Annotated in this window: 16 protein-coding genes; 11 read left to right on the top strand and 5 right to left on the bottom strand. The window is 64.0% G+C overall.

The genetic code is table 11. The features are described from left to right. Window positions 1-103: 103 nt before the first annotated feature. The 6 genes from ACQRBV_RS24965 to ACQRBV_RS24990 all read left to right on the top strand — a co-directional run bounded on the left by ACQRBV_RS24965 (window position 104) and on the right by ACQRBV_RS24990 (window position 8,204). Window positions 104-619: a sigma-70 family RNA polymerase sigma factor gene (locus tag ACQRBV_RS24965; RefSeq protein WP_198763550.1), complete on the top strand. Its 516-nt coding sequence runs from the start codon at window positions 104-106 to the stop codon at window positions 617-619. Next, window positions 620-1,597: a FecR domain-containing protein gene (locus ACQRBV_RS24970; RefSeq protein WP_411984660.1), complete on the top strand. Its 978-nt coding sequence runs from the start codon at window positions 620-622 to the stop codon at window positions 1,595-1,597. A 31-nt stretch (window positions 1,598-1,628) separates the two neighbouring features. Next, window positions 1,629-3,992 carry a TonB-dependent siderophore receptor gene (locus ACQRBV_RS24975; RefSeq protein ID WP_411984661.1) on the top strand — a complete coding sequence of 788 codons (2,364 nt, stop codon included), beginning with the start codon at window positions 1,629-1,631 and terminating at the stop codon, window positions 3,990-3,992. A 174-nt stretch (window positions 3,993-4,166) separates the two neighbouring features. Further along, complete coding sequence (locus ACQRBV_RS24980) at window positions 4,167-4,619, top strand: (2Fe-2S)-binding protein (protein ID WP_060755441.1); 453 nt, start codon at window positions 4,167-4,169, stop codon at window positions 4,617-4,619. Beyond that, window positions 4,619-6,856: a xanthine dehydrogenase family protein molybdopterin-binding subunit gene (locus tag ACQRBV_RS24985; RefSeq protein ID WP_244383843.1), complete on the top strand. Its 2,238-nt coding sequence runs from the start codon at window positions 4,619-4,621 to the stop codon at window positions 6,854-6,856. The genes ACQRBV_RS24980 and ACQRBV_RS24985 overlap by 1 nt, the downstream gene beginning before the upstream one ends. Before the next feature lie 16 nt (window positions 6,857-6,872). After that, window positions 6,873-8,204 carry a c-type cytochrome gene (locus ACQRBV_RS24990; RefSeq protein ID WP_411984662.1) on the top strand — a complete coding sequence of 444 codons (1,332 nt, stop codon included), beginning with the start codon at window positions 6,873-6,875 and terminating at the stop codon, window positions 8,202-8,204. 150 nt (window positions 8,205-8,354) lie between these two features. On the opposite strand, the gene ACQRBV_RS24995 is transcribed toward ACQRBV_RS24990, so the two are convergent. From ACQRBV_RS24995 to ACQRBV_RS25015, 5 genes are all read right to left on the bottom strand, one after another. Beyond that, entirely contained in the window at window positions 8,355-9,629 is a 1,275-nt protein-coding gene (locus tag ACQRBV_RS24995) for a sensor histidine kinase (RefSeq protein WP_104996112.1), read from the bottom strand. 26 nt (window positions 9,630-9,655) lie between these two features. Beyond that, window positions 9,656-12,733, bottom strand: a complete 3,078-nt coding sequence (locus ACQRBV_RS25000) for an efflux RND transporter permease subunit (protein ID WP_411984663.1) — start codon at window positions 12,731-12,733, stop codon at window positions 9,656-9,658. After that, window positions 12,730-13,893 carry an efflux RND transporter periplasmic adaptor subunit gene (locus ACQRBV_RS25005; protein ID WP_411984664.1) on the bottom strand — a complete coding sequence of 388 codons (1,164 nt, stop codon included), beginning with the start codon at window positions 13,891-13,893 and terminating at the stop codon, window positions 12,730-12,732. Before ACQRBV_RS25005 ends, ACQRBV_RS25000 begins: the two co-directional genes overlap by 4 nt. Beyond that, window positions 13,890-15,266 (bottom strand): efflux transporter outer membrane subunit, encoded by a 1,377-nt coding sequence (locus tag ACQRBV_RS25010; RefSeq protein ID WP_411984665.1) that lies wholly within the window; start codon window positions 15,264-15,266, stop codon window positions 13,890-13,892. Before ACQRBV_RS25010 ends, ACQRBV_RS25005 begins: the two co-directional genes overlap by 4 nt. Window positions 15,267-15,348: 82 nt before the next feature. After that, a complete protein-coding gene (locus ACQRBV_RS25015) occupies window positions 15,349-16,017 on the bottom strand; it encodes a response regulator transcription factor (protein ID WP_244698331.1) in 669 nt (222 codons plus the stop codon). A gap of 116 nt (window positions 16,018-16,133) precedes the next feature. Between ACQRBV_RS25015 and ACQRBV_RS25020 the strand changes: the two genes are divergently transcribed. The 5 genes from ACQRBV_RS25020 (at window position 16,134) to ACQRBV_RS25040 (ending at window position 22,228) form a co-directional block, all read left to right on the top strand. Continuing rightward, on the top strand, window positions 16,134-16,826 hold the full coding sequence (locus tag ACQRBV_RS25020; protein ID WP_060755448.1) for a response regulator transcription factor: 693 nt from the start codon (window positions 16,134-16,136) through the stop codon (window positions 16,824-16,826). After that, window positions 16,804-18,177, top strand: coding sequence for a sensor histidine kinase (locus tag ACQRBV_RS25025; RefSeq protein ID WP_411984666.1), 1,374 nt, complete (start codon window positions 16,804-16,806; stop codon window positions 18,175-18,177). The genes ACQRBV_RS25020 and ACQRBV_RS25025 overlap by 23 nt, the downstream gene beginning before the upstream one ends. 377 nt (window positions 18,178-18,554) lie before the next feature. Continuing rightward, window positions 18,555-19,571 carry an iron ABC transporter substrate-binding protein gene (locus tag ACQRBV_RS25030; RefSeq protein ID WP_060755450.1) on the top strand — a complete coding sequence of 339 codons (1,017 nt, stop codon included), beginning with the start codon at window positions 18,555-18,557 and terminating at the stop codon, window positions 19,569-19,571. Next, window positions 19,572-21,164 carry an ABC transporter permease gene (locus ACQRBV_RS25035; protein ID WP_411984667.1) on the top strand — a complete coding sequence of 531 codons (1,593 nt, stop codon included), beginning with the start codon at window positions 19,572-19,574 and terminating at the stop codon, window positions 21,162-21,164. Further along, the gene (locus tag ACQRBV_RS25040; protein WP_411984668.1) at window positions 21,161-22,228 is read left to right on the top strand and encodes an ABC transporter ATP-binding protein; all 1,068 of its coding nucleotides are present in this window, start codon (window positions 21,161-21,163) and stop codon (window positions 22,226-22,228) included. The genes ACQRBV_RS25035 and ACQRBV_RS25040 overlap by 4 nt, the downstream gene beginning before the upstream one ends. Window positions 22,229-22,263: the final 35 nt, after the last annotated feature.

Genomic DNA, 22,263 nt, shown 5'->3' on the forward strand with positions numbered 1-22,263 from the left:
AAGTATCAGCCTCCTGAATATTTTTTTGACCTCATGGGCGTTGCGCGATCAAGGCTTTGCCCTTTAGCATTGGGAATACTTCTCAATTGCACGAATGCGCGCCATGAGCGAAACCTGTTCCGACGATCACAACCACCACCTGCGCGCGATCGAGGCGCTTTACAGCGGGCACCACGGCTGGTTGTACGCCACTCTGAAAAGAAAACTCGGGAATGCCATGGATGCGGCGGATCTGGCCCAGGACACCTTCACTCGCATCCTCGCCTCCCAAGTCACTGTCATCGAGCGGCCACGGGCTTACTTGAGCTGCGTGGCCAAGGGCATCCTGGTCAATTGGTATCAGCGCAAGGCATTGGAACGCGCCTACCTGGATGCGCTCGCCCATGCGCCGCAGCACGAGGCGCCTTCGCCGGAATCGCACTTTCTGGTGCTGGAGACCCTGCATGAAATCGATGCGATGCTCGACGCGCTGCCGCCCATGGTCAAACGTGCTTTCCTGCTGTCGCAGATCAACGGCCTCAAATACCACGACATCGCCGTGCAACTGGACGTGTCGCTGATCACCGTCAAGCGCTACATGAAACAAGCCTTCCTGCAATGCCTGATGTGGGTCGAATGAATGCCCACAGTGCGTAGAGAGCCACCGCTGACAGCCGAAACCCTCGAAGAAGCCGCCGAGTGGCTGATGCGCCTGAGCGAGAACGACCTGAACGACAGCGAGCGTGCCGACTGGGAACGCTGGAAGGTCAGTACGCCGGAGCGTGCCCGCGCCTGGGCGCGGGCACAATGGCTGCAGAGTACGCTGGGCGGCCTGCCGCCGTCCCTGACGATGTCGGCACTCGATCGGCCAAGCCACCCGGAACGGCGCGCGGCCCTGGGCAAACTGGCCTTGTTACTGGCAATGATGCCCGTGGGCTGGGGCGGCTGGAAGCTGGCCCAATCCCAGCAGTGGACAGCGGACTACCGTACCGCCGTGGGCCAACGCCGCGAACTGACCCTGGCCGATGGCTCGCGCATCACCCTCAATACCGACACGGCCATCGATGTGCGGTTCGACCACCAGCAGCGCCTGGTCTATTTGCGCGAGGGCGAGATCCTGGTGCAGACCGCAACGGATACAGCCGCCCTCCCCCGGCCGTTTCTGGTCAATACCCGCCAAGGCCGCATGCGTGCCCTGGGCACGCGCTTTACCGTACGTGAACGGGGTCCGCGCACCCAGCTGGTGGTACTCGAAGGCGCGGTGCAGGTAGCGTTGGCCGAGAACCGTCAGACGTCGCCGCTGGTCGTCAATGCCGGGCAACGCACCGCCTTCTCTGCACAGACCGTCGACGCGCCGAGCCTGGCCGATCGCAACGCCGATACCTGGACCCAGGGCATGCTGATGGCCGACAAGATGCGCCTGGCCGATTTTGTCGCCGAACTGGCACGCTACCGCCGAGGCTTCGTGCGCTGCGATCCGGCGATTGCCGACCTGCGCATTTCCGGCGCCTTCCCCATCAGCGACACCCAGCGCACCTTGAACATGCTGGTGCACACCTACCCGGTGCGTGCGGCCGACCATTTGAGCGGCTATTGGGTCACCCTTGCCCCCGCCTGACCCGGCGCACCGATAAATAAGGGGCCTCTTCATGCTCGTCATTCGCAGCACGCTGCTCAGCCTGGCGCTAGCCGGCGCGGCCCTGGCAGCCACCCCACCACCGTTGGATTCGCTCAGCCCACGCACCTACCGGATTGCCCCTGGACCACTGGGCCCCACGCTGTCGGGTTTCGCCATGGACGCCGGTATTGCCCTGTCGTTCCTGCCGGCCTTGACCGAAGGGCGCACCAGCCCAGGGCTGTCCGGGACTTATTCGGCCCAGCAAGCCGTCACGCGTTTGCTCGCCGGCAGTGGCCTGGAGATGGTGCCGCGCGACGACGGCAGTTATACCCTGATGCTGCGCCAGGTCATTCTGTCCGCCACCACGGTCAACGGCGCTACACCCCGTACCGAGAGTTTGCCGCAGCCCTACTCGGGCGGCCAGGCCGCCGCCGGTGGGCGCCTGGGTATGCTGGGCAATACGGATGTGATGGACGCGCCCTTCAGCCTCAGCACCTACACCGCGTCGCTGATCCAGGACCAGCAGGCCGTGACGGTAGGCGATGTGCTGGAACGAGACTCATCGGTGCGCTCCACCGGCCAGGCGGGCGGGATTGTCGATTCGTTCTTCATACGCGGCTTTCCTGTCGGGGAAGGCAACCTCGGTGAGCTGGCGTTCGACGGCGTGTACGGCGTGGCCGCCAACTATCGGGTCTTCACCGACTACGCCGAGCGTGTCGAAGTGGTCAAAGGCCCGGGCGCCCTGCTCTACGGCATCTCGCCGAACAGCGCTGTCGGCGGGGTGATCAACGTGGTGCCCAAACGCTCCCTGGATGAGGACCTGACCCGTTACACCGCCAGCTACGCACAAGATGCGCACGTCGCGAATCGAATCGATATCAGCCGACGCTTCGGCGACGAACGCCGCTTCGGTGTGCGCTTCAATGGCGGCGTGCAACAAGGCGATACACGCGTCGACGCGCAATCGCGTGCAGTCGACATCGGTGCCCTGTCCCTCGATTACCAGGGTGACCGCTTGCGTACCAGCCTGGACCTGATCGCCCAACAGGAACAATTCGACGCCGCTTCCCGACCGTTCCTGATCGCCCCAGGTATAAAAATTCCCGACGCCGCCAATGGGCGTACCAACGTGAGCCAGGAATGGGGCTGGTCGAAAACCCGGGATAAATCCGCCCTCTTCAGCGCAGAGTACGACCTGAGCGACACACTCACCGTATTCACCCATGCCGGTGGCGGCCAATCGGGCGTGGCACGCCTGTCCGATCAGACACCCACAATCATCAATACCGCCGGCGACACCTCATCGACCCCTGGCTATTACCGTTTCGAGGTCCGGCGGTACACAGTGGATGGCGGTGCACGCCTGCACTTCGATACCGGCCCGATCAGCCACAGCACCACCGTGCAGGTCAGCCGTTATCGCGACGAGCTGTCGCGCGGGATCAATTCCGGTACGCCGATCCTGTCCAACCTCTACCATCCCGTCGACCGCCCTGAGCCATCGATTGCCAAGCCGGACGCCCTGAAGGTCTCCACTTCCGAACTGTCCGGCGTCGCCATTGCCGATACCCTGTCGCTGCTGGAGCAACGTGTGCAAATGACCGTCGGCCTGCGCCAGCAGCACATCCAGTCGCATAACTACACTGCGAGCGGCACGGTGGCCACGACCTACGACGCAGGCAAGACCACACCGCTGTTCGGCGCGGTGGTCAAGCCGTGGGAGCATGTGTCGCTCTATTACAACTACGTCGAAGGTCTGAGCAAGGGTGACATTGCCCCCGCCAACGCCTCGAACGCCGGTGAGGTCTTTACGCCTTACGTTTCGAGGCAGCACGAACTCGGCTTGAAACTCGACTACGGCACCTTCATGTCGACCCTGGCGCTGTTCCAGATTTCCAAGCCCAGTGGCGAATTGGTCAACGGGAGATTTTCAGTACAGGGTGAACAACGCAATCGTGGCCTGGAGTTGAGCCTGCTGGGCGAAGTCGCCCAAGGCGTGCGCCTGCTCGGCGGTATTACGTTGCTGGATGCGCAATTGACCCGAACCGGCGTTGCCGCCGACCTGGGCAATACGCCGGTGGGTGCACCCAAGGTGCAGGCCAACCTCTGGACCGAATGGGATGTGCCCTGGGCAGAAGGGCTGACGCTGACCGGCGGCACGCTCTACACCGCCAGCCAATACGTCAACCAGGACAACACCCAGCAACTGGCACCCTGGACCCGCATCGATGCCGGCGCGCGATACAGCACGCGCATCGCCGAACGACCGACCACATTCCGTGCCTCGGTGCAAAACCTGTTCGACCGCCATTATTGGTCCGGCGTGGCTTCCTACGGTGCCTTCTCCCAAGGCGCGCCGCGCACCCTCGTGCTATCAGCCACCGTCGATTTCTGAAACCCGTACGCTCACCCAATCCTCTCGAATACTTGCCTGATCCTCTGAACTTGCCGACTAGCGGATAGATCCCCCTTGCGCGCTGGTCTAGAGTTCGACGATGGGCGACTTGTTGTCGCACCACTCCTATAAGAAATCAGCACCACCAACCGATGATCAGCAGGTGACCCAGCCATGGAATTACGTATAAACCAAAAGGCCTATCAGGTTGAGGCCGACGCCGACACGCCCTTGTTGTGGGTTATCCGCGATGACCTGGGGCTGACCGGCACTAAATACGGTTGCGGCCTGGCCCAGTGTGGTGCCTGTTCGGTGCTGGTGGACGGCAACGTGGTGCGCTCCTGCGTGACGCCGGTGGCCGGCGTGGTGGGACGGGAGATCACCACCATCGAGGCCGTTGAAAATGATGACGTAGGCAAGCGCGTGGTCGCGGCCTGGGTCGAACATCAGGTGGCGCAGTGTGGTTACTGCCAGTCCGGGCAGGTAATGGCGGCCACGGCGCTGCTCAAGCACACCCCAGCGCCCACGCCGGCGCAGATCGACGCGGCGATGGTCAACCTGTGTCGCTGCGGCACCTATAACGCGATCCATACCGCCATGCAGGACCTGGCGAAGGAGGTCGTCTGATGAATACCTCCGACAAAAACCTCGACCTGCCCCTGGGCGATCCGGTCAACCTGTCCCGCCGTCGTTTCCTTGCCGGCACCGCCGTGGGCGCGCTGGTCATTGGCTTCGGCCTGCCGCTGAGTTCGCCCAGGGCATTGGCAGCCACAGCCAACGCCGCAGAACGGGGTACCCAGGTGCCGGCGTTCCTGGAAATCCGCCCGGACGGCAGCATTCACCTGCGCAGCCCATTCATGGAAGGCGGCCAAGGCACCCACACCGCCATGGCGCAGATTGTCGGCGAAGAGCTGGATGCCGACCCCGCCACCTTTATCGTCGAGGCTGCCCCGCCCGGTGAAGCCTATGTGGTGATGGAAAACGGCATGCGCATCACCGGCGGCAGTATGTCGGTGCGGATGAGCTACCCGACCATGCGCCGCCTCGGCGCCCTGGCCCGCGCCATGCTGCTGCAGGCCGGTGCCGAACAGCTCGGCGTGCCCGTGGCCCAATTGACCACGCAACCCGGCCGCGTCGTGCATACCGCCTCCGGCCGCTCGGTGGGTTATGGCGAACTGGCCGGTCGCGCGCTGGACATGCCGGTGCCCGATCCGGCAACGATCACCCTGCGTGATCCAAGCCAGTTCCGCTGGATCGGCAAGCCGGTCAAACGCCTGGATGCCTACGACAAGTCCACCGGCAAGGCGCAATACAGCATCGACCTCAAGGTCGACAACATGCTCCACGCCGCCGTGCAACATGCGCCGCGCCTGGGCATGACCGTCGGCAGCCTGCGCAACCAGGCGCAGGTCGAAGCCATGAAGGGGGTGCACTCGGTCCATCAACTGCCCGGCGCAGTGGCCGTGGTTGCCGAACGCTGGTGGCATGCCAAGCGTGCCGTCGAGGCGATCCAGGTGGACTGGCTGGAAGCGCAGGCCGACTCGCCGCTGCGGGTCATGCCTGCGAATTTTTCCAGCGACAAGCACCGTGACTTCCTTGCCGCCCAACAGGGGCCAGCCCGTGACGACGAAAAGGAAGGCGATGTAGCCGGTACGCTGGCGAATGCCAAAACCAAGGTCGAAGCCACCTACCACAACCAATACCTGAACCACGCCCAACTGGAGCCACCGTCGGCCCTGGCACGCTTCAACCCCGACGGCACGCTGGAGGTCTGGCTGCCCAACCAGGCGCCGGACATGTTCCGCGGCGATATCGCCAAGCGCACCGGGCTCGACCCCGCGAAGATCACCCTGCACTCGCCGTTGCTCGGTGGTTTTTTCGGCCGGCACTTCCTGTATGACTCGGCCAACCCGTATCCGCAGGCCATTGCCTTGGCCAAGGCAGTCGGCCGCCCGGTCAAGTTGATCTGGAGCCGTGAAGAAGAGTTCCTGCGTGATGTGCTGCGCCCGGTCGCCGTGGTCAAGTTCCGCGCTGCGCTGGACGACAAGGGCCTGCCGGTCGCCCTCGAGGCGGTCAGCGCCACCGAAGGCCCGACCGAAGCCCTTGCCGGCAAACAGGGCGATAAAATCGACCCCACGGCCCTTGAAGGGCTGTCGGGCAAAGCCTACGCGATCCCGAACAAACGCATCGCGCAGATCTACGTCAAAGGCGCGCCCATGCTCGGCTACTGGCGTTCGGTGGGCAATTCGCTCAATGACTTCTTCTACGAGGCGTTCCTTGACGAACTGGCCGACAAAGGCGGCCACGACCCCTACGAGTTGCGCCTGCACCTGTTGCGCGACAACAAACGGCTGACCACCCTGCTGCAAGCGGCGGCGGAACTGTCCGGCGGCTGGAAGCGCGGGCCGTACACCGCGGAAGATGGCAGCCGACGCGCCCGCGGCATCGCCATGGCCTCGCCGTTCGGCTCCCAGGCGGCGGTGGTCGCCGAAGTGTCGATTGAAAATGGCCAGGTCAAGGTGCATCACATCTGGGAAGCGATCGACCCGGGCAGCATCGTCAACCCGGCGATTGTCGAGGCGCAGGTGCATGGCGCCGTGGCGTTGGGCTTGTCGCAAACCTTGGTGGAAGAGTCGGTGTGGGTAGACGGCAAACCCCGGGCGCGCAATTACGACCTGTACCCGATCCTGCCGCCTTCACGCATGGCGCAGGTGCACGTGAAGATCGTCGAGAGTGGCGAAAAAATGGGCGGTATCGGTGAACCGCCGCTGCCTGCAGTGGCGCCCGCCGTGGCCAATGCGGTGGCGCATCTGACCGGCCAGCGCATCCGCAGCCTGCCATTGAGCCGATATACGTTCGCCTAACCGACAGGAACCGCCCATGAACAACCCACGATTCGCAAGAACCGCAGGCTGGCTGGTGCTGGCCGGCCTGGTCGCGGCCGGCGCGCTGGCCTGGTATGTCACACGCCAGCCCGCCACGCCTTTCGAGCAGGAACAGACCTTTGACCCGGGCCTGGTCAGCCGCGGCGAGTATGTCGCCCGCGTCAGTGACTGCGTGGCCTGCCACAGCCTGCCGGGCAAGGCACCGTTCGCCGGTGGCCTGGAGATGGCCACGCCGTTGGGGGCGATTCATGCCACCAACATCACGCCTGACAAGGGCGCCGGTATCGGCGCCTACACCCTGGCCGACTTTGACCGTGCGGTGCGCCACGGCGTGGCACCCGGCGGGCGACGGCTTTACCCGGCCATGCCCTACCCGTCCTACGTCAAGCTCAGCGATGACGACATGCGTGCGCTGTACGCGTTTTTCATGAAGGGCGTGCAGCCTTCCAACCAACCCAATATCCCCAGTGATATTCCCTGGCCGTTGAATATGCGCTGGCCCATTGCACTCTGGAACGGCCTGTTTGCCCCCAGCGCCCCGTACGCGGCCAAACCCGGCCAGGATGCGCAATGGAATCGCGGCGCCTATATCGTCCAGGGGCCCGGCCACTGCGGCAGTTGCCACACACCACGCGGCCTGGCCTTCAATGAAAAAGCCCTGGATGAGTCCGGCACCCCGTTCCTCGCAGGCGCCCTGCTCGACGGCTGGTATGCACCCAGCCTGCGCCAGGACCCCAACACCGGGTTGGGCCGCTGGAGCGAGCCTGAGATCGTGCAGTTCCTCAAGACCGGTCGCAACCGGCATGCCGTGGTCTATGGCTCGATGACCGAGGCGTTCAATAACTCCACCCAGTTCATGAACGACGAGGACCTGGCAGCCATCGCCCATTACCTCAAGTCACTGCCCGGCGACCCGCAGCGTGACGGCACGCCCTGGCAATACCAGAACGCCGCCGTCGACACCCGCCCCGGCGCCTACACCTACGCCACCCGCTGCGCGTCCTGCCACGGCGCGGACGGCAAGGGCCAGCCCGAGTGGATGCCGCCCCTGGCCGGTGCTACCTCGGCGTTGGCGACGGAAAGTGCCTCAGCGATCAACATCACCCTCAACGGCTCACAACGGGTCGTGACCGCCGGCATGCCGGACGCGTACCGCATGCCGGCGTTTCGTGAGCAGTTGTCGGACGCAGAAATCGCCGAAGTGCTGAGTTACGTGCGCAGTACCTGGGGCAACCATGGCGGCGCGGTGGACGCCCCAGCGGTGAGCAAGTTGCGCGGGCAGACCGACCCGGCCAGCAGCAGCCCGATCATCCTGCATATGCGCTAAACAAGCCGCTCCTGGGTTAAATGTGGGAGGGGCGGTGCAACGATTCGACTTGCTCCCGATAGCGGTGGGTCAGTGGGTATATCTGCCGACTGACCCGCCACGATCGGGAGCAAGCCCCCTCCCACATTTGGATCGCGGTGCATCCATTGATCAAGCGTTGCGTTCCAGGCTCACGGCGAAACAACAGCCGTTCGGCTCTCTGGCGGTGAGGTCGACCCGCCATTGCTGAATGCCGCAAATCCGCTGCACCAGCGACAGGCCCAGGCCCAACCCTTCGCCACGGCTTTGTTCGCCGCGTACGAAGGGTTGGAACATCGCTTCGCGCTTGTCATCGGGAATGCCGATACCACTGTCTTCCACGCTGAAGCCATGCTCACTCAGGGTCAGGCGAATAAACCCTTGGTCGGTGTAGTGCCAGGCATTGCGCAGCAGGTTGCCCATGACCGATTGCAGGAACGTCTGGTTGTACAACTGCGACGAGGCGTGTTCGCTGGCATAGATGAACGTCAAGCCTTTTTCGCGAATCATCCGCCCCCAGATCTCGACCAAACCGTCGGCCACTTCTTTCAGGGTGGCCTGCGCGCCATTTTCCCGGGCATCCGAAGCCCGCGCCAGCATCAGGAAGGTGTCCACCAGTTGGCGCATTTCATCGCTGGCCCGGGCAATGCGGCCGACCTGCGCTGCCGAGCGCTGATCCAGGGAAGGGTCACTGAGCAACAGCTCACAGGAGCTGGCCAATACCATCAGCGGCGTGCGTAATTCGTGGCTGACGTCACTGGTGAAGAGCTTTTCCCGGCTCAACGCGTCGCGCAGCCGACCCAGGGTCTTATCGAAGGACAGGGCCAACTCCCCCACCTCATCTACCGCGTAGTCCGGATGCAGGGGCGGCGCCACGTCCAGCAACTGATCACGATGGCGCACCTGCCGCGCCAGGCGGATCACGGGCGCCATGACCCGGCGAGCCAACAAGCGGCCCAACAGGATCGCCAGCAGAATGCTCAGCACAAAACCCACCGCCACCGCAGCGAACAGCACGCGCTCGCGTTGCTCGAAGCTTTCCTGATTACGCAACAGCACATATTGGCGACCGTCCACCACCTGGGAAACCGCGTAGTAAGACTGCCCCTGATACTCGATTTCCTGGAACCCCGGCGCCAGCGTGGCCAGGGCCGGGTCGAGGGCCATGTCGCCCGACTCGCCCTGGGCAAAAAACAACTCGTCTTTTTCCGGGTGGTGGCTCCAGGCGCCAGCATCGTCCTGGCGCAACAGACGGTTCAAGCCGCCCCCAAGGTCGGCACTGGTGAGTTTGGACTCGACGACATGCACGGTCGCCACGATACCTGCGGCAAACACTCCCGCTACAAAGGCACTCATCAGGGCAAACACAATCACGATCCGCTTCGTCAGGCTTTGCCTGAAATCCATGCCCATACGAGGTTCCACTGCCGCGTTCAAACCGCAATACCCTTGGTGTCGGGCAGTGCCTTGCGACGCCGCCGTTCGAACCAAAGATAGACTACGGGAGTGGTGTAGAGCGTAAGAATCTGCGAAACCGCCAACCCGCCGACAATCGCAATACCCAACGGTTGGCGCAATTCAGCCCCGGCCCCATGCCCGAACGCCAGCGGCACCGCCCCCAGCAAAGCGGCCAGCGAGGTCATCAGGATCGGCCGCAAACGCAGCAAGCAGCCTTCGCGCACCGCCTCGCGGGGTGACATACCCTGCTGCTGGGCCTGCAAGGTGAAGTCGACGATCATGATCGCGTTTTTCTTGACGATGCCGATCAGCAGGATGATGCCGATCATGCCCAGCACCGACAGGTCCTGGCCGCACAGCATCAGCGCCAGCAAGGCGCCAAACCCGGCAGACGGCAACGTCGAAATAATCGTCAGCGGGTGGACCGCGTTCTCGTAAAGCACACCGAGCACGATGTACACCGTAAGGATCGCCGCCAGGATCAGCCACGGTTGCGACTTCAGCGAGTCCTGGAACGCCTGAGCGGTCCCCTGGAAACTGCCGACCACGGTGTCCGGCATCGCCACCGCCAGGCTCGCCTGGTTGATGGCATCCACGGCATTGCTCAGGGCTTGGCCGGGCGCCAGGTCGAACGACAGCGTAATCGCCGGGAACACGCCCTGATGGTTGATGATGATCGGCACTTGCTCGGTCTGCACGCTCGCCAGCAGGTCGAGCGGCACCCGCGCGCCGGAACTGGCGCGCACAAACAGATGCGCCAGGGTGGCGGTGGAGGTTTGCCAGCTCGGGTCGAGTTCGAGGATCACATGGTTCTGGTCCAGTTGGGTGAACATCGTTGCGACCTGGCGCTGGCCGAAGGCGTCATACAGCACGTCATCAATCGCCTGCACCGTCACGCCCAGGCGAGCGGCCGTCGGGCGGTCGATCACCAGGGTCGACTGGGCGATGGCCTGCTGCTGGTCGGAGGTCACATGCTGCAGTTGCGTCAAGGTCTTGAGCTTGGCCAGCAGCACGCCGCTCCAGTGGTCCAATTCAACGCTGTCCGGGTCTTGCAGGGTGTATTGGTATTGGGTCTTGCTGGCGCGACCGCCGATCTGGATGTCCTGGTTGGCCTGCATGAACACTTTCACACCGTCCAGGCGATCCAGCGCCGGCTGCAAGCGACGGATCACGTCAGCGGCACTGGCGGTGCGCTCGCTGAAGGGCTTGAGGTTGATCATCACCTTGCCCTGGCTGACGGTCGGGTTGGGACCGATCCAGAAATACACGCGTGCCACCGCGGGGTCTTGGCCGATGACTTCGGCGGCGCGGTTGACCTGGGCACGCATCGCCGACGGCGAGATATCCGGCGCCGCTTCGGCCACACCCTGGATCAGGCCGTTGTCCTGCTGTGGGAAGAAGCCCTTGGGAATGCCTACGTACAGCACCGCCGTAGCGGCCAAGGTCGCAATGGCGACCGCCAGGGTCATGCGCTGATGGTCCAGCACCCAGTCCAGGCTGCGTCGGTAGCCATTGTGCAAGCGCGTGAAGGCGCGCTCGCACGCCTGGGCGAAGCGCCCCTCTGGTTGCTCGGCGTGAGGTTTGAGCAGCCAGGCGCAAAGCATGGGCGTAATGGTCAGCGAAACGATGCACGACATCAGGATCGCCACGCTGACCGTCACTGCAAACTCGCGCATCAAGCGCCCGACGATCCCCGACATCAACAAAATCGGCAGGAATACCGCAATCAACGACACCGTCATCGACACAATGGTGAACGCTACTTCGCGCAGGCCATCCACCGCCGACTGCAAGCGCGACTTGCCCATTTCCAGGTGACGCACGATGTTTTCCATCACCACGATGGCATCGTCCACCACAAAACCCACGGCAATCGCCAGGCCCATGATCGACAGGTTGTCGAGGCTGTAGCCCAACAGGTACATCACGCCGAACGTGGCCACCAGCGACAGCGGGATGGTCAGGCTCGGGATCAGCGTGGCCGTGGCCTTGCGCAAGAAGATAAAGATCACCACGACCACCAGCGCGATAGACAGCAGCAAGGTGAATTGCATGTCGTTGACCGAGGCTTCGATGGTTTGCGTGCGATCGCCGACCACCTGGACCTGCACATCGCGCGGCAACGAAGCGGTGAGTTCAGGCAACTTGGCCTTGAGCGTGGCGATCGTCGACAGCAGGTTGAAGCCCGGCTGTTTATGAATATCGACGATCACCGTCGGCTCACGCCCCAACTGGGCGGCTTGCTGGGTGTCTTCGGCCCCGGCGATGACGCGGCCGAGGTCGCCGAGCTTGATCGGCATGCCATTTTTATAGGCGATGACCTGGTCCCGGTAATGCTGCGGGTCAAGCATCTGGTCGGTGGCGCCAAGGGTGATGGAGCGGCTGGGCCCGTCGAGGCTGCCCTTGGGCTGGTCGAGCGTGCTGACACCGATCACGCTGCGCACGTCCTCCAGCGTCAGGTCACGGGCGGCCAGCGCATCCGGGTCGATCTGCACGCGCACGGCAGGTTTCTGTTCACCGTGAAAATCCACCAGACCCACACCGGGCATCTGCGACAGGCGCTGGGCGATGTAGTTGTCGGCGTAGCGGTCCAGCTCCGGCAAGGTGCGTGTGGGCGACGTGACCGCCAGGGACAGCACGGTGCCTTCGGCCGGGTTGACCTTGTTGAAGGTCGGCGCGCTGGACATCGTCTTGGGCAGGTTGGGCGTGGCGGTATTGATCGCGGTCTGCACATCCTGGGCCGCACCGTCGATGTCACGGTTGAGATCGAACTGCAGGACGATCTGAGTCTTGCCGGCGGCGCTCGATGAGGTCATCGAGGTGACTTGCGGCACGGCGGCGAACGCCCGCTCCAACGGCGTCGCCACCGAGGAGGCCATGGTTTCGGCGCTGGCGCCGGAGAGTTTGGCGGTGACCTGAATCGTCGGAAAATCCACGGTCGGCAGCGGTGCCACCGGCAACTGGAAGTAGGCAAACGCGCCCAGCAGCATCACGCCCACCGCCAACAGGCTGAGGCCGACGCGGCGTTGAATCAAACCGGCCAGGCCCGTCATGGCTTGGTCTCCGCCAGCACAGCAGTGTCGGTGTTGGCAGGCATCACCTTGACGCCGGGGGCGACACGGGATTGGCCTTGTACCACGACGGTTTCCCCGGCGTTCAGGCCCTGGCGAATCCACTGTTTGCCGTCGACCACGGTACCGGCGTCGACCTGCCGGGGTTGCACGCGCTGATCTTCGCCCACCACGTACACAAAATTGCCTTGGCGACCGAACTGCACGGCCTCGGCAGGTACCACAGTCACATCCTGGTGGGTTTGCACCAGCAAGCGCGCGCTGACCAGTTCACCCGGCCACAGCTGGCCGGCGGTGTTATCGAATTGCGCCTTGAGCTGCACCTGACCGCTGGCCGCCGCCACCTGGCTGTCGATAAAGCTCAAGCGCCCCTGCGCAATCGCCTGGCGACCATCGCGGGTCATCGCCACCACCTGCAACGCGCCCTTGGCGTTCTCTTGAAGAATCTCGGCCAAGTCATCCTGGGACACGGCAAACGCCACCGAAATCGGGTTCATCTGGGTAATGGTCACCAGCCCCGTGGCCTCGGCGCCGTGGGCAATAGCGCCGACATCCAGCAGGCGCTGGCCGGTGCGCCCGGTGAACGGCGCCTTGACCTGGGTGAACTCCAACTGCAGGCGTGCGCTGTCCAGCGCGGCCTGATCAGCCTGCACCGTGGCCTGTTGCGCAGCCAATTGGGCACGGAAGGTGTCCACATCCTGGGTCGGCCCGGCCTTGGCGGCGGCCAATTTGCTGGCGCGGTCGAGGTCGACACGCAGGTTGGCCAGTTGTGCCTGATCTTTAGCCACCAATGCCTGGGCCTGGGCGACTTGCGCCTGATACACCCGTGGGTCGATCACCGCGAGCAGGCTGCCGGCGCTGACCATCTGGCCTTCGTTGAACAGGATCTTTTGCAACTCGCCGTCGACCCGCACCCGCACATTGACGCTGTTGAGCGCCTGCACATTGCCGATGGCGCTGATCCAGATCGGCAAGTCCTGACGGCTGACCGTCGACAAACGTACCGGCACGGCACTTGCCTCCACCGGCAGCGGTGCGGCCTGCGCGCGCCGGACCCAATGAACGCCCCCGGCCACGACGGCCAGCGACAGCACGATCAGGGTGCCCAGAACCAGGCGATGACGGGAATTGGAGACACTCATGGCTGAGCCACCTGTACGGGAGATTGGGAAGCAAGGCCGGCGTCGGAGAAGTCACCGCCCAGAGCGCGGAACAAACCGACGGCGGCCTGTAAATGCTGCAGGCGCACCTGAAGCAGGCTGTCTTCGGCCTGGTACTGGGTGCGCTCGACGATCAACAGCGTCTGGAAATCGGTGGAGCCCAAGCGGTAGCGCACCTGGGCCAGCCGCGCGGCTTCGCGGGCCGAGTCGACAGCGGCCTGGTTGAGCGCGTAGCTCTTGTCCAGCTCACGGGTAGCGCTCAGTTGGGTCTCGACGTCTTGCAGGGCCTCGATGATCGATTCGCGGTAGCTGGCGGTCAGCTCCTGCACATGGGCTTGATCGAAATGCAGTTGGCCCTTGAGTTGGCCGCCCTGGAACAGCGGCTGGCTGAGGGTGCCGATGGTGCTCCAGATTTGCCCGCCGGCCAGGGTGTCGATACCGCCCAGCAGGTCCAGGGACAGGTTGGGCAGAAACGCCGCACGCGCCACGCCGACATCGAAGTTGGCCGATACCAGGCGCGCTTCGGCGGCCTGAATGTCCGGGCGCTGGCGCAGCAGCCCGATCGGCAGGCCCGTGGTCGGCTGCGGAATTTGCAGCCCCTTGAGCCCATCCCCTTGCAAATGGAAGCCCTCGGGCGGCGCGCCGACCAGCACCGCCAGTTGATACAACGCCTGGTCGCGCTGCTGGCGCAGCGGTGGCATGGCCGCTTCGAAGGTTTGCAGGGCGTTGCGCTGCTGGGCCACTTCCAGGTTGGACACGGCGCCCTGGCGGGCTTGCACCTCCACCAGGTCGAGCACTTGGCGCGCATCGTCGGCGATGGATTGGGCCAGGCGCAGGCGCTCTTGCAGGGACAGCACCTGGAAATAACTGTCGGCGATGCTTGCGCTCAAGCTCATACGCAAGGTGCCGGCATCAAACACCGTAGCCTTGGCCAGTGCGTCTGCCGAGTCTGCCGCTGCACGCTGTTTGCCCCAGAAGTCCAGCTCATAGGTGGCTTCGGCAAACACGCTGCGTTTTGGTGTGGTGCCGTAATTGTTCTGGCGTTGGAAGTTGCCTCCCAGATTCAGCGCCGGAAACTGCGCCGCGCCCGCCACTTGCGACGAAGCGCGGGCTTCATCGATACGACTGACCGCCGCCTTGAGCGTGTAGTTGGCGGCCAGGCCACGGGCGATCAACTGGTCCAGCTCGGCGCTGTGGAATTCGCGCCACCAGCGCCCGCCCTGCGCCGCCGACGCCGACGCCCCGGCATCCCATTGCGCGGCCAGGGGTAAGGTGGGCGTTTGATAATCGGGCACCATCGAACAACCGCTGAGCAGCAGGCCGACAAGCCATAAAGAGGTTCTTGCAACTGACATGGGCACCCGCCCCCCGCTAAAGAATGCGGCGAAGATAGCGAGAGGTGCCTGCCAGGGCGTTCGTCAGTCGATAAACTTTTGTTTAAGAAACCTGGAAACTGTAGCCGGCCCCGGGGATGGTCTTGATCAGCGAGTACTCGAAGCCTTCATCCAATTTGCGCCGCAAGCGGTGGATGTGTTTGTCGATCACGTTGTCGTTGGGGTCGAAGTCATAGTCCCAGGCACTGTCGAGCAACATGTCGCGGGTCACCACCTGGCCACTGTGGCGCATGAGCTTTTCCAGCAACAGGGCTTCGCGGTGCTGCAGGGCAATGCTACGCCCCTGGCGCACGGCGGTGCGGGTGGCGCAGTCAAGTTGCAACTCGCCGACGTGCAGGGTTCTGCCCGATTGTTCGCGGCCACGCAGCAACGCATCGAGTCGCGCCAGCACTTCGGCAAACGCATAGGGTTTGGACAGGTAATCATCGCAACCCGCTTGCAGGCCCTCGACCTTGTCGCGGGTTGATGATTGGGCGCTGAGCATCAACACCGGCACCCGCGACTGGCGTGTGCGCAGCGCCTTGACCAGCGCAATGCCGTCCAGGCCCGGCAGGCGCCGGTCGACGATCAACACGTCGTGAATGCCCTCCAGCGCCAGGCCGAGGCCGCTGGTGCCGTCCACGGCCACATCCACCACATGCCCGCTTTCGCTTAAACCGCGCAGCAGGTAGTTGGCGGTCTGCTCGTCATCTTCAACCACAAGGATGCGCACGCTTGTCTCTCCAGCTCGAATCTAAACTTTAATTTATCTGGCGGGAACGTGGCGCCGCTCCAGGCTTTGCCACACTATGCCACCTCTGCCCTGAAGACGTGACCGGTTCTCTTGCCATGACTCATGTTCTGGTCGTTGAAGACGACTTAACCACCGCCCGCGAAATCGAACTGGCGCTGATCGACTACGGCTTCAGCGTGACCACGGCGCTGAACGGTCGCGACGGCCTGCTCAAAGCCTTGAGCGAGCCGTTTGACCTGATCGTGCTCGACCGCATGTTGCCCGGCGGCCTCGATGGCCTGGGCGTGCTCACTGCATTGCGTGCGGCGGGCACCACCACGCCGGTGCTGATCCTCAGCGCCTTGAGCGCCCTGGATGAACGCGTGCGCGGACTGCGTGCCGGTGGCGATGACTACCTGACCAAACCCTTCGAGTTCATTGAGCTGACCGCTCGCCTGGACGCGCTCAACCGCCGCCGCGCCGAACCGGTGGCCCCGGCGCCGGAAACCCACCTGCGCGTGGCCAACCTGGAAGTCGACCTGCTGCGCCGTACCGTACGCCGTGGCGAGCGCACCATCGAACTGGTCCCGCGCGAATACGCCCTGCTCGAACACCTGATGCGCAACGCCGGCCTGGTCATCACCCGCACCATGCTGTTCGAGGCCGTGTGGAATTACCGCTACGACGAGCGCACCAATGTCATCGAAGTGCACATCGGCCGCCTGCGCCGTAAAATCGATGGCGACGGCGAAGGGCAGATGATCCATACCGTGCGAGGAGCCGGCTATGTCCTTCGCACGCCTGAGTGAAATCCCGCGGACCATCAGCTTTCGTACCGGGCTCTTGTTTCTGGGTCTGTTCGGCTGCTCGTTCCTGGCGTTGTTCGGCTATATCTACTGGCAGACCTCGTTCTACCTGAAAACCGAAGCGGATACCGCGCTGTATCGCCAGGTGGAAAACCGCAGTGCACAAGACGCCGAGTTGCGCCTGCATGAAATCCGCAAACACGCCGCCCAAGACACCGACGGCCGCCTGCCCCACAGCCTGTTCGATGCACAGGGGCAGTTCATTGCCGGCGCGATTCGTCAGTTGCCGGCGTATACGGCGTTGGACAAACCCCAGGAATTTCGCTGGCTCAAAACCAACGGGCACCACCGGCCCGTGCGTTTTATCGTGCATCGACTGGATGACGGCAAGCTGCTGCTGGTTGCCCAGGATGTGCATGACATCCGCGAATTCGACGAACTGCTGATCAATGCACTGATCTCCGGCGGGCTGCTGTTGCTGCTGGTCGGACTGGTGGGCGCGGTAGGGCTGGGCTACCTGGCCCATCGTCGCCTGGACAAGGTCAGCCGTTCGATCACAGGCATTATCGAAGGCGACCTGAGCGGCCGCCTGCCGGTACGCGGCAACAACGACGACATCGACCGCCTGGCCCAGGTGGTCAACGGCATGCTCGATGAGTTGGAGCGCTTGATGAGTGAGGTCAAAGGCGTGTGCGATGACATCGCCCATGACCTGCGCACCCCTTTGACCCGCCTGATCGCCGGCCTTGAGCGTGCACAACGCCGTGACATGGCCCCCGCCGACTATGCCGCCAGCGTGGACGCCGCGCTGAGCGAGGCCAAGGGGTTGCTGCTGACCTTCAAGGCATTGCTGCGCATCTCTGAAATCGAAAACAGCGCCCGGCGCAGCCACTTCGCCCCGGTCGACCTCAACCTGATCGCCGCCGACGCCGCCGAGCTTTACGAGCCGCTGGCCGAAGAGCGTGGCACGGTCCTCAGCGTCGACACCCACGACGCCCCGGTGATCATCGCCGGTGATGCGCAACTGTTATTCGATGCGCTGTGCAATTTGCTGGATAACGCCATCAAGTTTTCACCCGGGAACAGCCAGGTGCGGCTGAGCGTGATTGCCGATGCGGCCTGGACCGGCATTCACGTGACCGACAACGGCCCCGGCATTCCCGAAGCCGAGCGCCAGGCGGTACTACGCCGCTTGTATCGCGCCGAAGCGAGCCGGCACACACCGGGCAATGGGCTGGGGTTGAGCATGGTGGCGGCGGTGGCGCGGCTGCATGACATGCAACTGACGGTCAGCGATGCGCAGCCTGGGTGCCGGGTGGAATTGGTAGGCAAGACTACCGCCAAGACGCTCTAGCCCCCTGTGGCCCCCATCTGTAGTGAGCGGGCTTGCCCCGCGCTGGGTGGCGAAGCCGCCCCAATAAGGACGCCGTGGTGTTTCAGAAAAAACGCGGTGCCTGGATTAGGGCGGCTGCGCCACCCAGCGTGGGGCGAGCCCGCTCACTACAAGGCCGGGTCGGGGCGGATATTCTTGACTGACGGGAATGAGGCTACCTCCCTCATTGGTTTTGAGCGCTGCGCCCGACGATATTTATCACGTTTTTTTGACGTTTTTTTCTCATTCCCGGCCCTACATTCGCCGCGCTTCAATATGCAAATGATTCCTATTGGTTTAATCTCGAACACCACTCGCGGATCTCCCGTGCAGCCATAAAAACCCGGAGCTTTCACCGCATGACCAGCCGCCTTCCCTCGTTCGTCAAAAAAGCCCTGCTTGCCACTGCCTTGGTCAGCGCCGGGCACGTGTACGCCGCCAGTGAACCGGTCGGCCTGGTGGTGTACAACGCCCAGCACGAAAGCCTCACCAAGGCCTGGGTCGAAGGCTTCACCCAGGAAACCGGGATTCCGGTGACGATCCGCAATGGCGATGACACGGAGATGGGCAACCAGATCGTGCAGGAAGGCGCCGCCTCCCCGGCGGATGTGTTCCTCACCGAAAACTCCCCGGCCATGGTCCTGGTGGACAACGCCGGCCTGTTCGCGCCGGTCGCACCCGCCACCCTGGAACAGGTTGATCCTGCCTACCGTCCGGCTCACGGCAAATGGCTGGGGATTGCCGCACGCTCCACGGTGTTTGTGTACAACCCGAGCAAACTGAAAGACGCCGACCTGCCCAAATCGCTGATGGACCTGGCCTCGCCAAGCTGGAAAGGCCGTTGGGCCGCCTCGCCGGCCGGTGCCGACTTCCAGGCCATCGTCGCCGCCGTGCTGGAACTCAAGGGCGAAGCCGCCACCCTCGACTGGCTCAAGGCAATGAAGGCCAACGCGAGCATCTACCGTGGCAACAGCGCCGTGCTCAAAGCCGTCAACGCTGGCCAGGTCGACAGCGGCGTGATCTATCACTATTACAGCTTCGTCGATCAGTCCAAGACCGGCGAAAACAGCAAGAACACCCAGTTGCACTACTTCAAGCATCAGGATCCGGGCGCGTTCGTGAGCATCTCCGGTGGCGGCGTATTGGCCTCCAGCAAACATAAAGAACAGGCCCAAGCCTTCCTGAAGTGGATCACCGGCAAAGACGGCCAGGCGATTCTCAAGGACGGCAACTCGTTCGAATACGCGGTGGGCCTGAACGCCCAGTCCAACCCCAAGCTGACCCCGCTGGCGCAATTGGATGCACCGAAAGTCGACGCGTCCAAGCTCAACAGCAAAAAAGCGGTCGAGCTGATGACCCAGGCCGGACTGCTCTGATTGTTGCCTGAACCTTCCCTGACCGGCATCGCCCACGCGTCGCCGCGCAAACGCTTCCACGGCCTGTTCAAAAGCCGTGGCGGCACGTGGGTCACCAGTTTGTCGGTACTGGTTTCGCTGCTGGCCCTGCTGCCGATCGCGTTTGTGATCGGCGTGTCGTGGCAAATTGGCTGGGCGCAGATCGAAGCGCTGGTGTGGCGCCCGCGTGTGGGCGAACTGTTGCTCAACACCGTATTGCTGGTGCTGTTCACCTTACCGTTGTGCATGGCGCTGGGCATTGCGCTGGCATGGCTGACCGAGCGCAGCAACCTGCCGGGGCGGCGCGCCTGGTCGTTGTTGGCCGTGGCGCCGCTGGCGGTGCCGGCGTTTGTGCACAGTTACGCCTGGGTCAGCCTGGTGCCGTCGATCCACGGCTTGCCGGCGGGCGTGCTGGTGTCGGTGATTGCCTACTTCCCGTTTTTGTATTTGCCGGTGGCGGCGACGTTGCGCCGGCTTGATCCGGCCATCGAAGACGTGGCCGAGTCCATGGGTCTCAAGCCCTGGGCGGTGTTTTGGCGGGTGGTGCTGCCACAACTGCGCCTGGCGATCTGCGGCGGCGCGCTGCTGGTGGGCCTGCACCTGTTGGCCGAATATGGCCTGTACGCGATGATCCGCTTCGACACCTTCACCACGGCCATTTTCGATCAGTTCAAATCCACCTTTAACGGCCCGGCGGCGAACATGCTGGCTGCGGTGTTGGCGTTGTGCTGCCTGGCGATGCTGACCGTCGAATCCGCCGCACGCGGGCATGCGCGCTATGCGCGGGTCGGTTCCGGCAGCGCCCGCGAACAGCGCACCGTCACACTGGGCGCGACCACCACCCTGCTCGCCCTGGCCTTGCAAGTCGCCACCTGCGCACTGGCCCTGGGCGTTCCGCTGGTCACCCTGGGCAAATGGCTGATCGCCGGTGGCAGCGAGGTCTGGCAGCTCGGCGAACTGTTGCCGGCACTGGAACAGACCGTGCTGCTGGGGATTGCCGGGGCGCTGTTGACCACGTGCGCGGCGGTACCGATCGCGTGGCTGTCGATCCGTGCGCCGGGGCGCTTGCAGCGCATGCTGGAGGGCTGCAATTACATCACCAGCTCGCTGCCGGGTATCGTCGTCGCGCTGGCCCTGGTCACGGTGACCATCCACTTCGCCCGACCGATCTACCAGACCACGATCACCGTGCTGCTCGCCTACTTGCTGATGTTCCTGCCACGGGCGCTGGTGAGTCTGCGCGCCGGTATCGCCCAGGCGCCGGTAGAGCTGGAAAACATGGCACGCAGCCTCGGCCGTTCGCCGGGCCGCGCGTTGTGGCTGATCACCATGCGCCTGGCCGCTCCCGCCGCCGCTGCAGGGGCCGCGTTGGTGTTCCTGGCGATCACCAATGAACTGACGGCGACGCTGTTGTTGGCCCCCAACGGCACGCGCACCCTGGCCACCGGGTTCTGGGCAATGACCAGCGAAATCGATTACGCCGCCGCGGCGCCCTATGCGCTGATCATGATCCTGCTCTCACTGCCGTTGACCGGCCTTCTCTACCACCAATCCAAACGCACGGCAGGCCGATGAACGCCCTCGAACTCCACGCCCTCTGCAAGACCTTCGGCACCCAGCGTGCCCTGGCGGACGTCAGTCTGTCGGTGCCCACGGGCAGCCGCACAGTGATCGTCGGGCCGTCCGGCTCCGGCAAGACCACCTTGCTGCGCATGATCGCAGGCTTTGAATTCCCCGACACCGGCCGCCTGACCCTCAACGGCCAGACCCTGGTGGACGCCACCCACGCCGTACCGGCGCACCAGCGCCAGATCGGCTACGTGCCGCAAGACGGCGCGCTGTTCCCGCACATGACCGTGGCCGACAACATCGGCTTCGGCCTGGCGACCAAAGGTGAGGCCCGCGACACCCGCATCGCCGAGCTGATGGACAGCGTGGCCCTGGACGCCAACATGGCCCGGCGCTGGCCCCACGAGTTGTCCGGCGGCCAGCAGCAGCGTGTTGCCCTGGCCCGTGCATTGGCGCAACAGCCACGGCTGATGCTGCTGGACGAGCCGTTTTCGGCACTGGACACCGGCTTGCGCTCGGCCATGCGCAAGATGGTTGCACGCCTTCTGAGCGACGCGGGCATCACCACAATCCTGGTGACCCACGACCAAAGTGAGGCGCTGTCGTTTGCCGACCAACTGGCGGTGATGCGCCAGGGCCGCCTGGTGCAATCGGGCCACCCGATGGACCTGTACCAATACCCGGTCGATGAGCAAACCGCGTTGTTCCTCGGTGAAGCGGTGGTGCTGCCCGCCAGGGTCGAAGGCGGCTGGGCGCATTGCGGCCTGGGGCGCGTACCGGTCGACAACCCGTCCCTGCACGACACCACACGGATCATGCTGCGCCCGGAGCAGCTGCAGTTGAGCACCAGCGGTGATGCCGGTTGCCGTGGCGTGGTGACCGAGCGCGAATTCGGCGGCAATACCTGCACCCTGACCGTGGTATTGCACCCCGAAGAGGACGAACCGGGCCAGGCGATTTTGGTGCGCAGTTCGGGCTTGCAGGCGCCGCCGACCGGCACTGAGGTGCACCTCACCACGATCGGCATGGCACATATCCTGAAAAAAGACGCGGCGCTCAGTCTCAGCTAAGTTTCGGGGCTTACCTTCTCCCCTGCGCCAACCAC

Source organism: Pseudomonas sp. R11F (assembly GCF_050312575.1).
Classification (GTDB): Bacteria; Pseudomonadota; Gammaproteobacteria; order Pseudomonadales; family Pseudomonadaceae; genus Aquipseudomonas; species Aquipseudomonas palleroniana.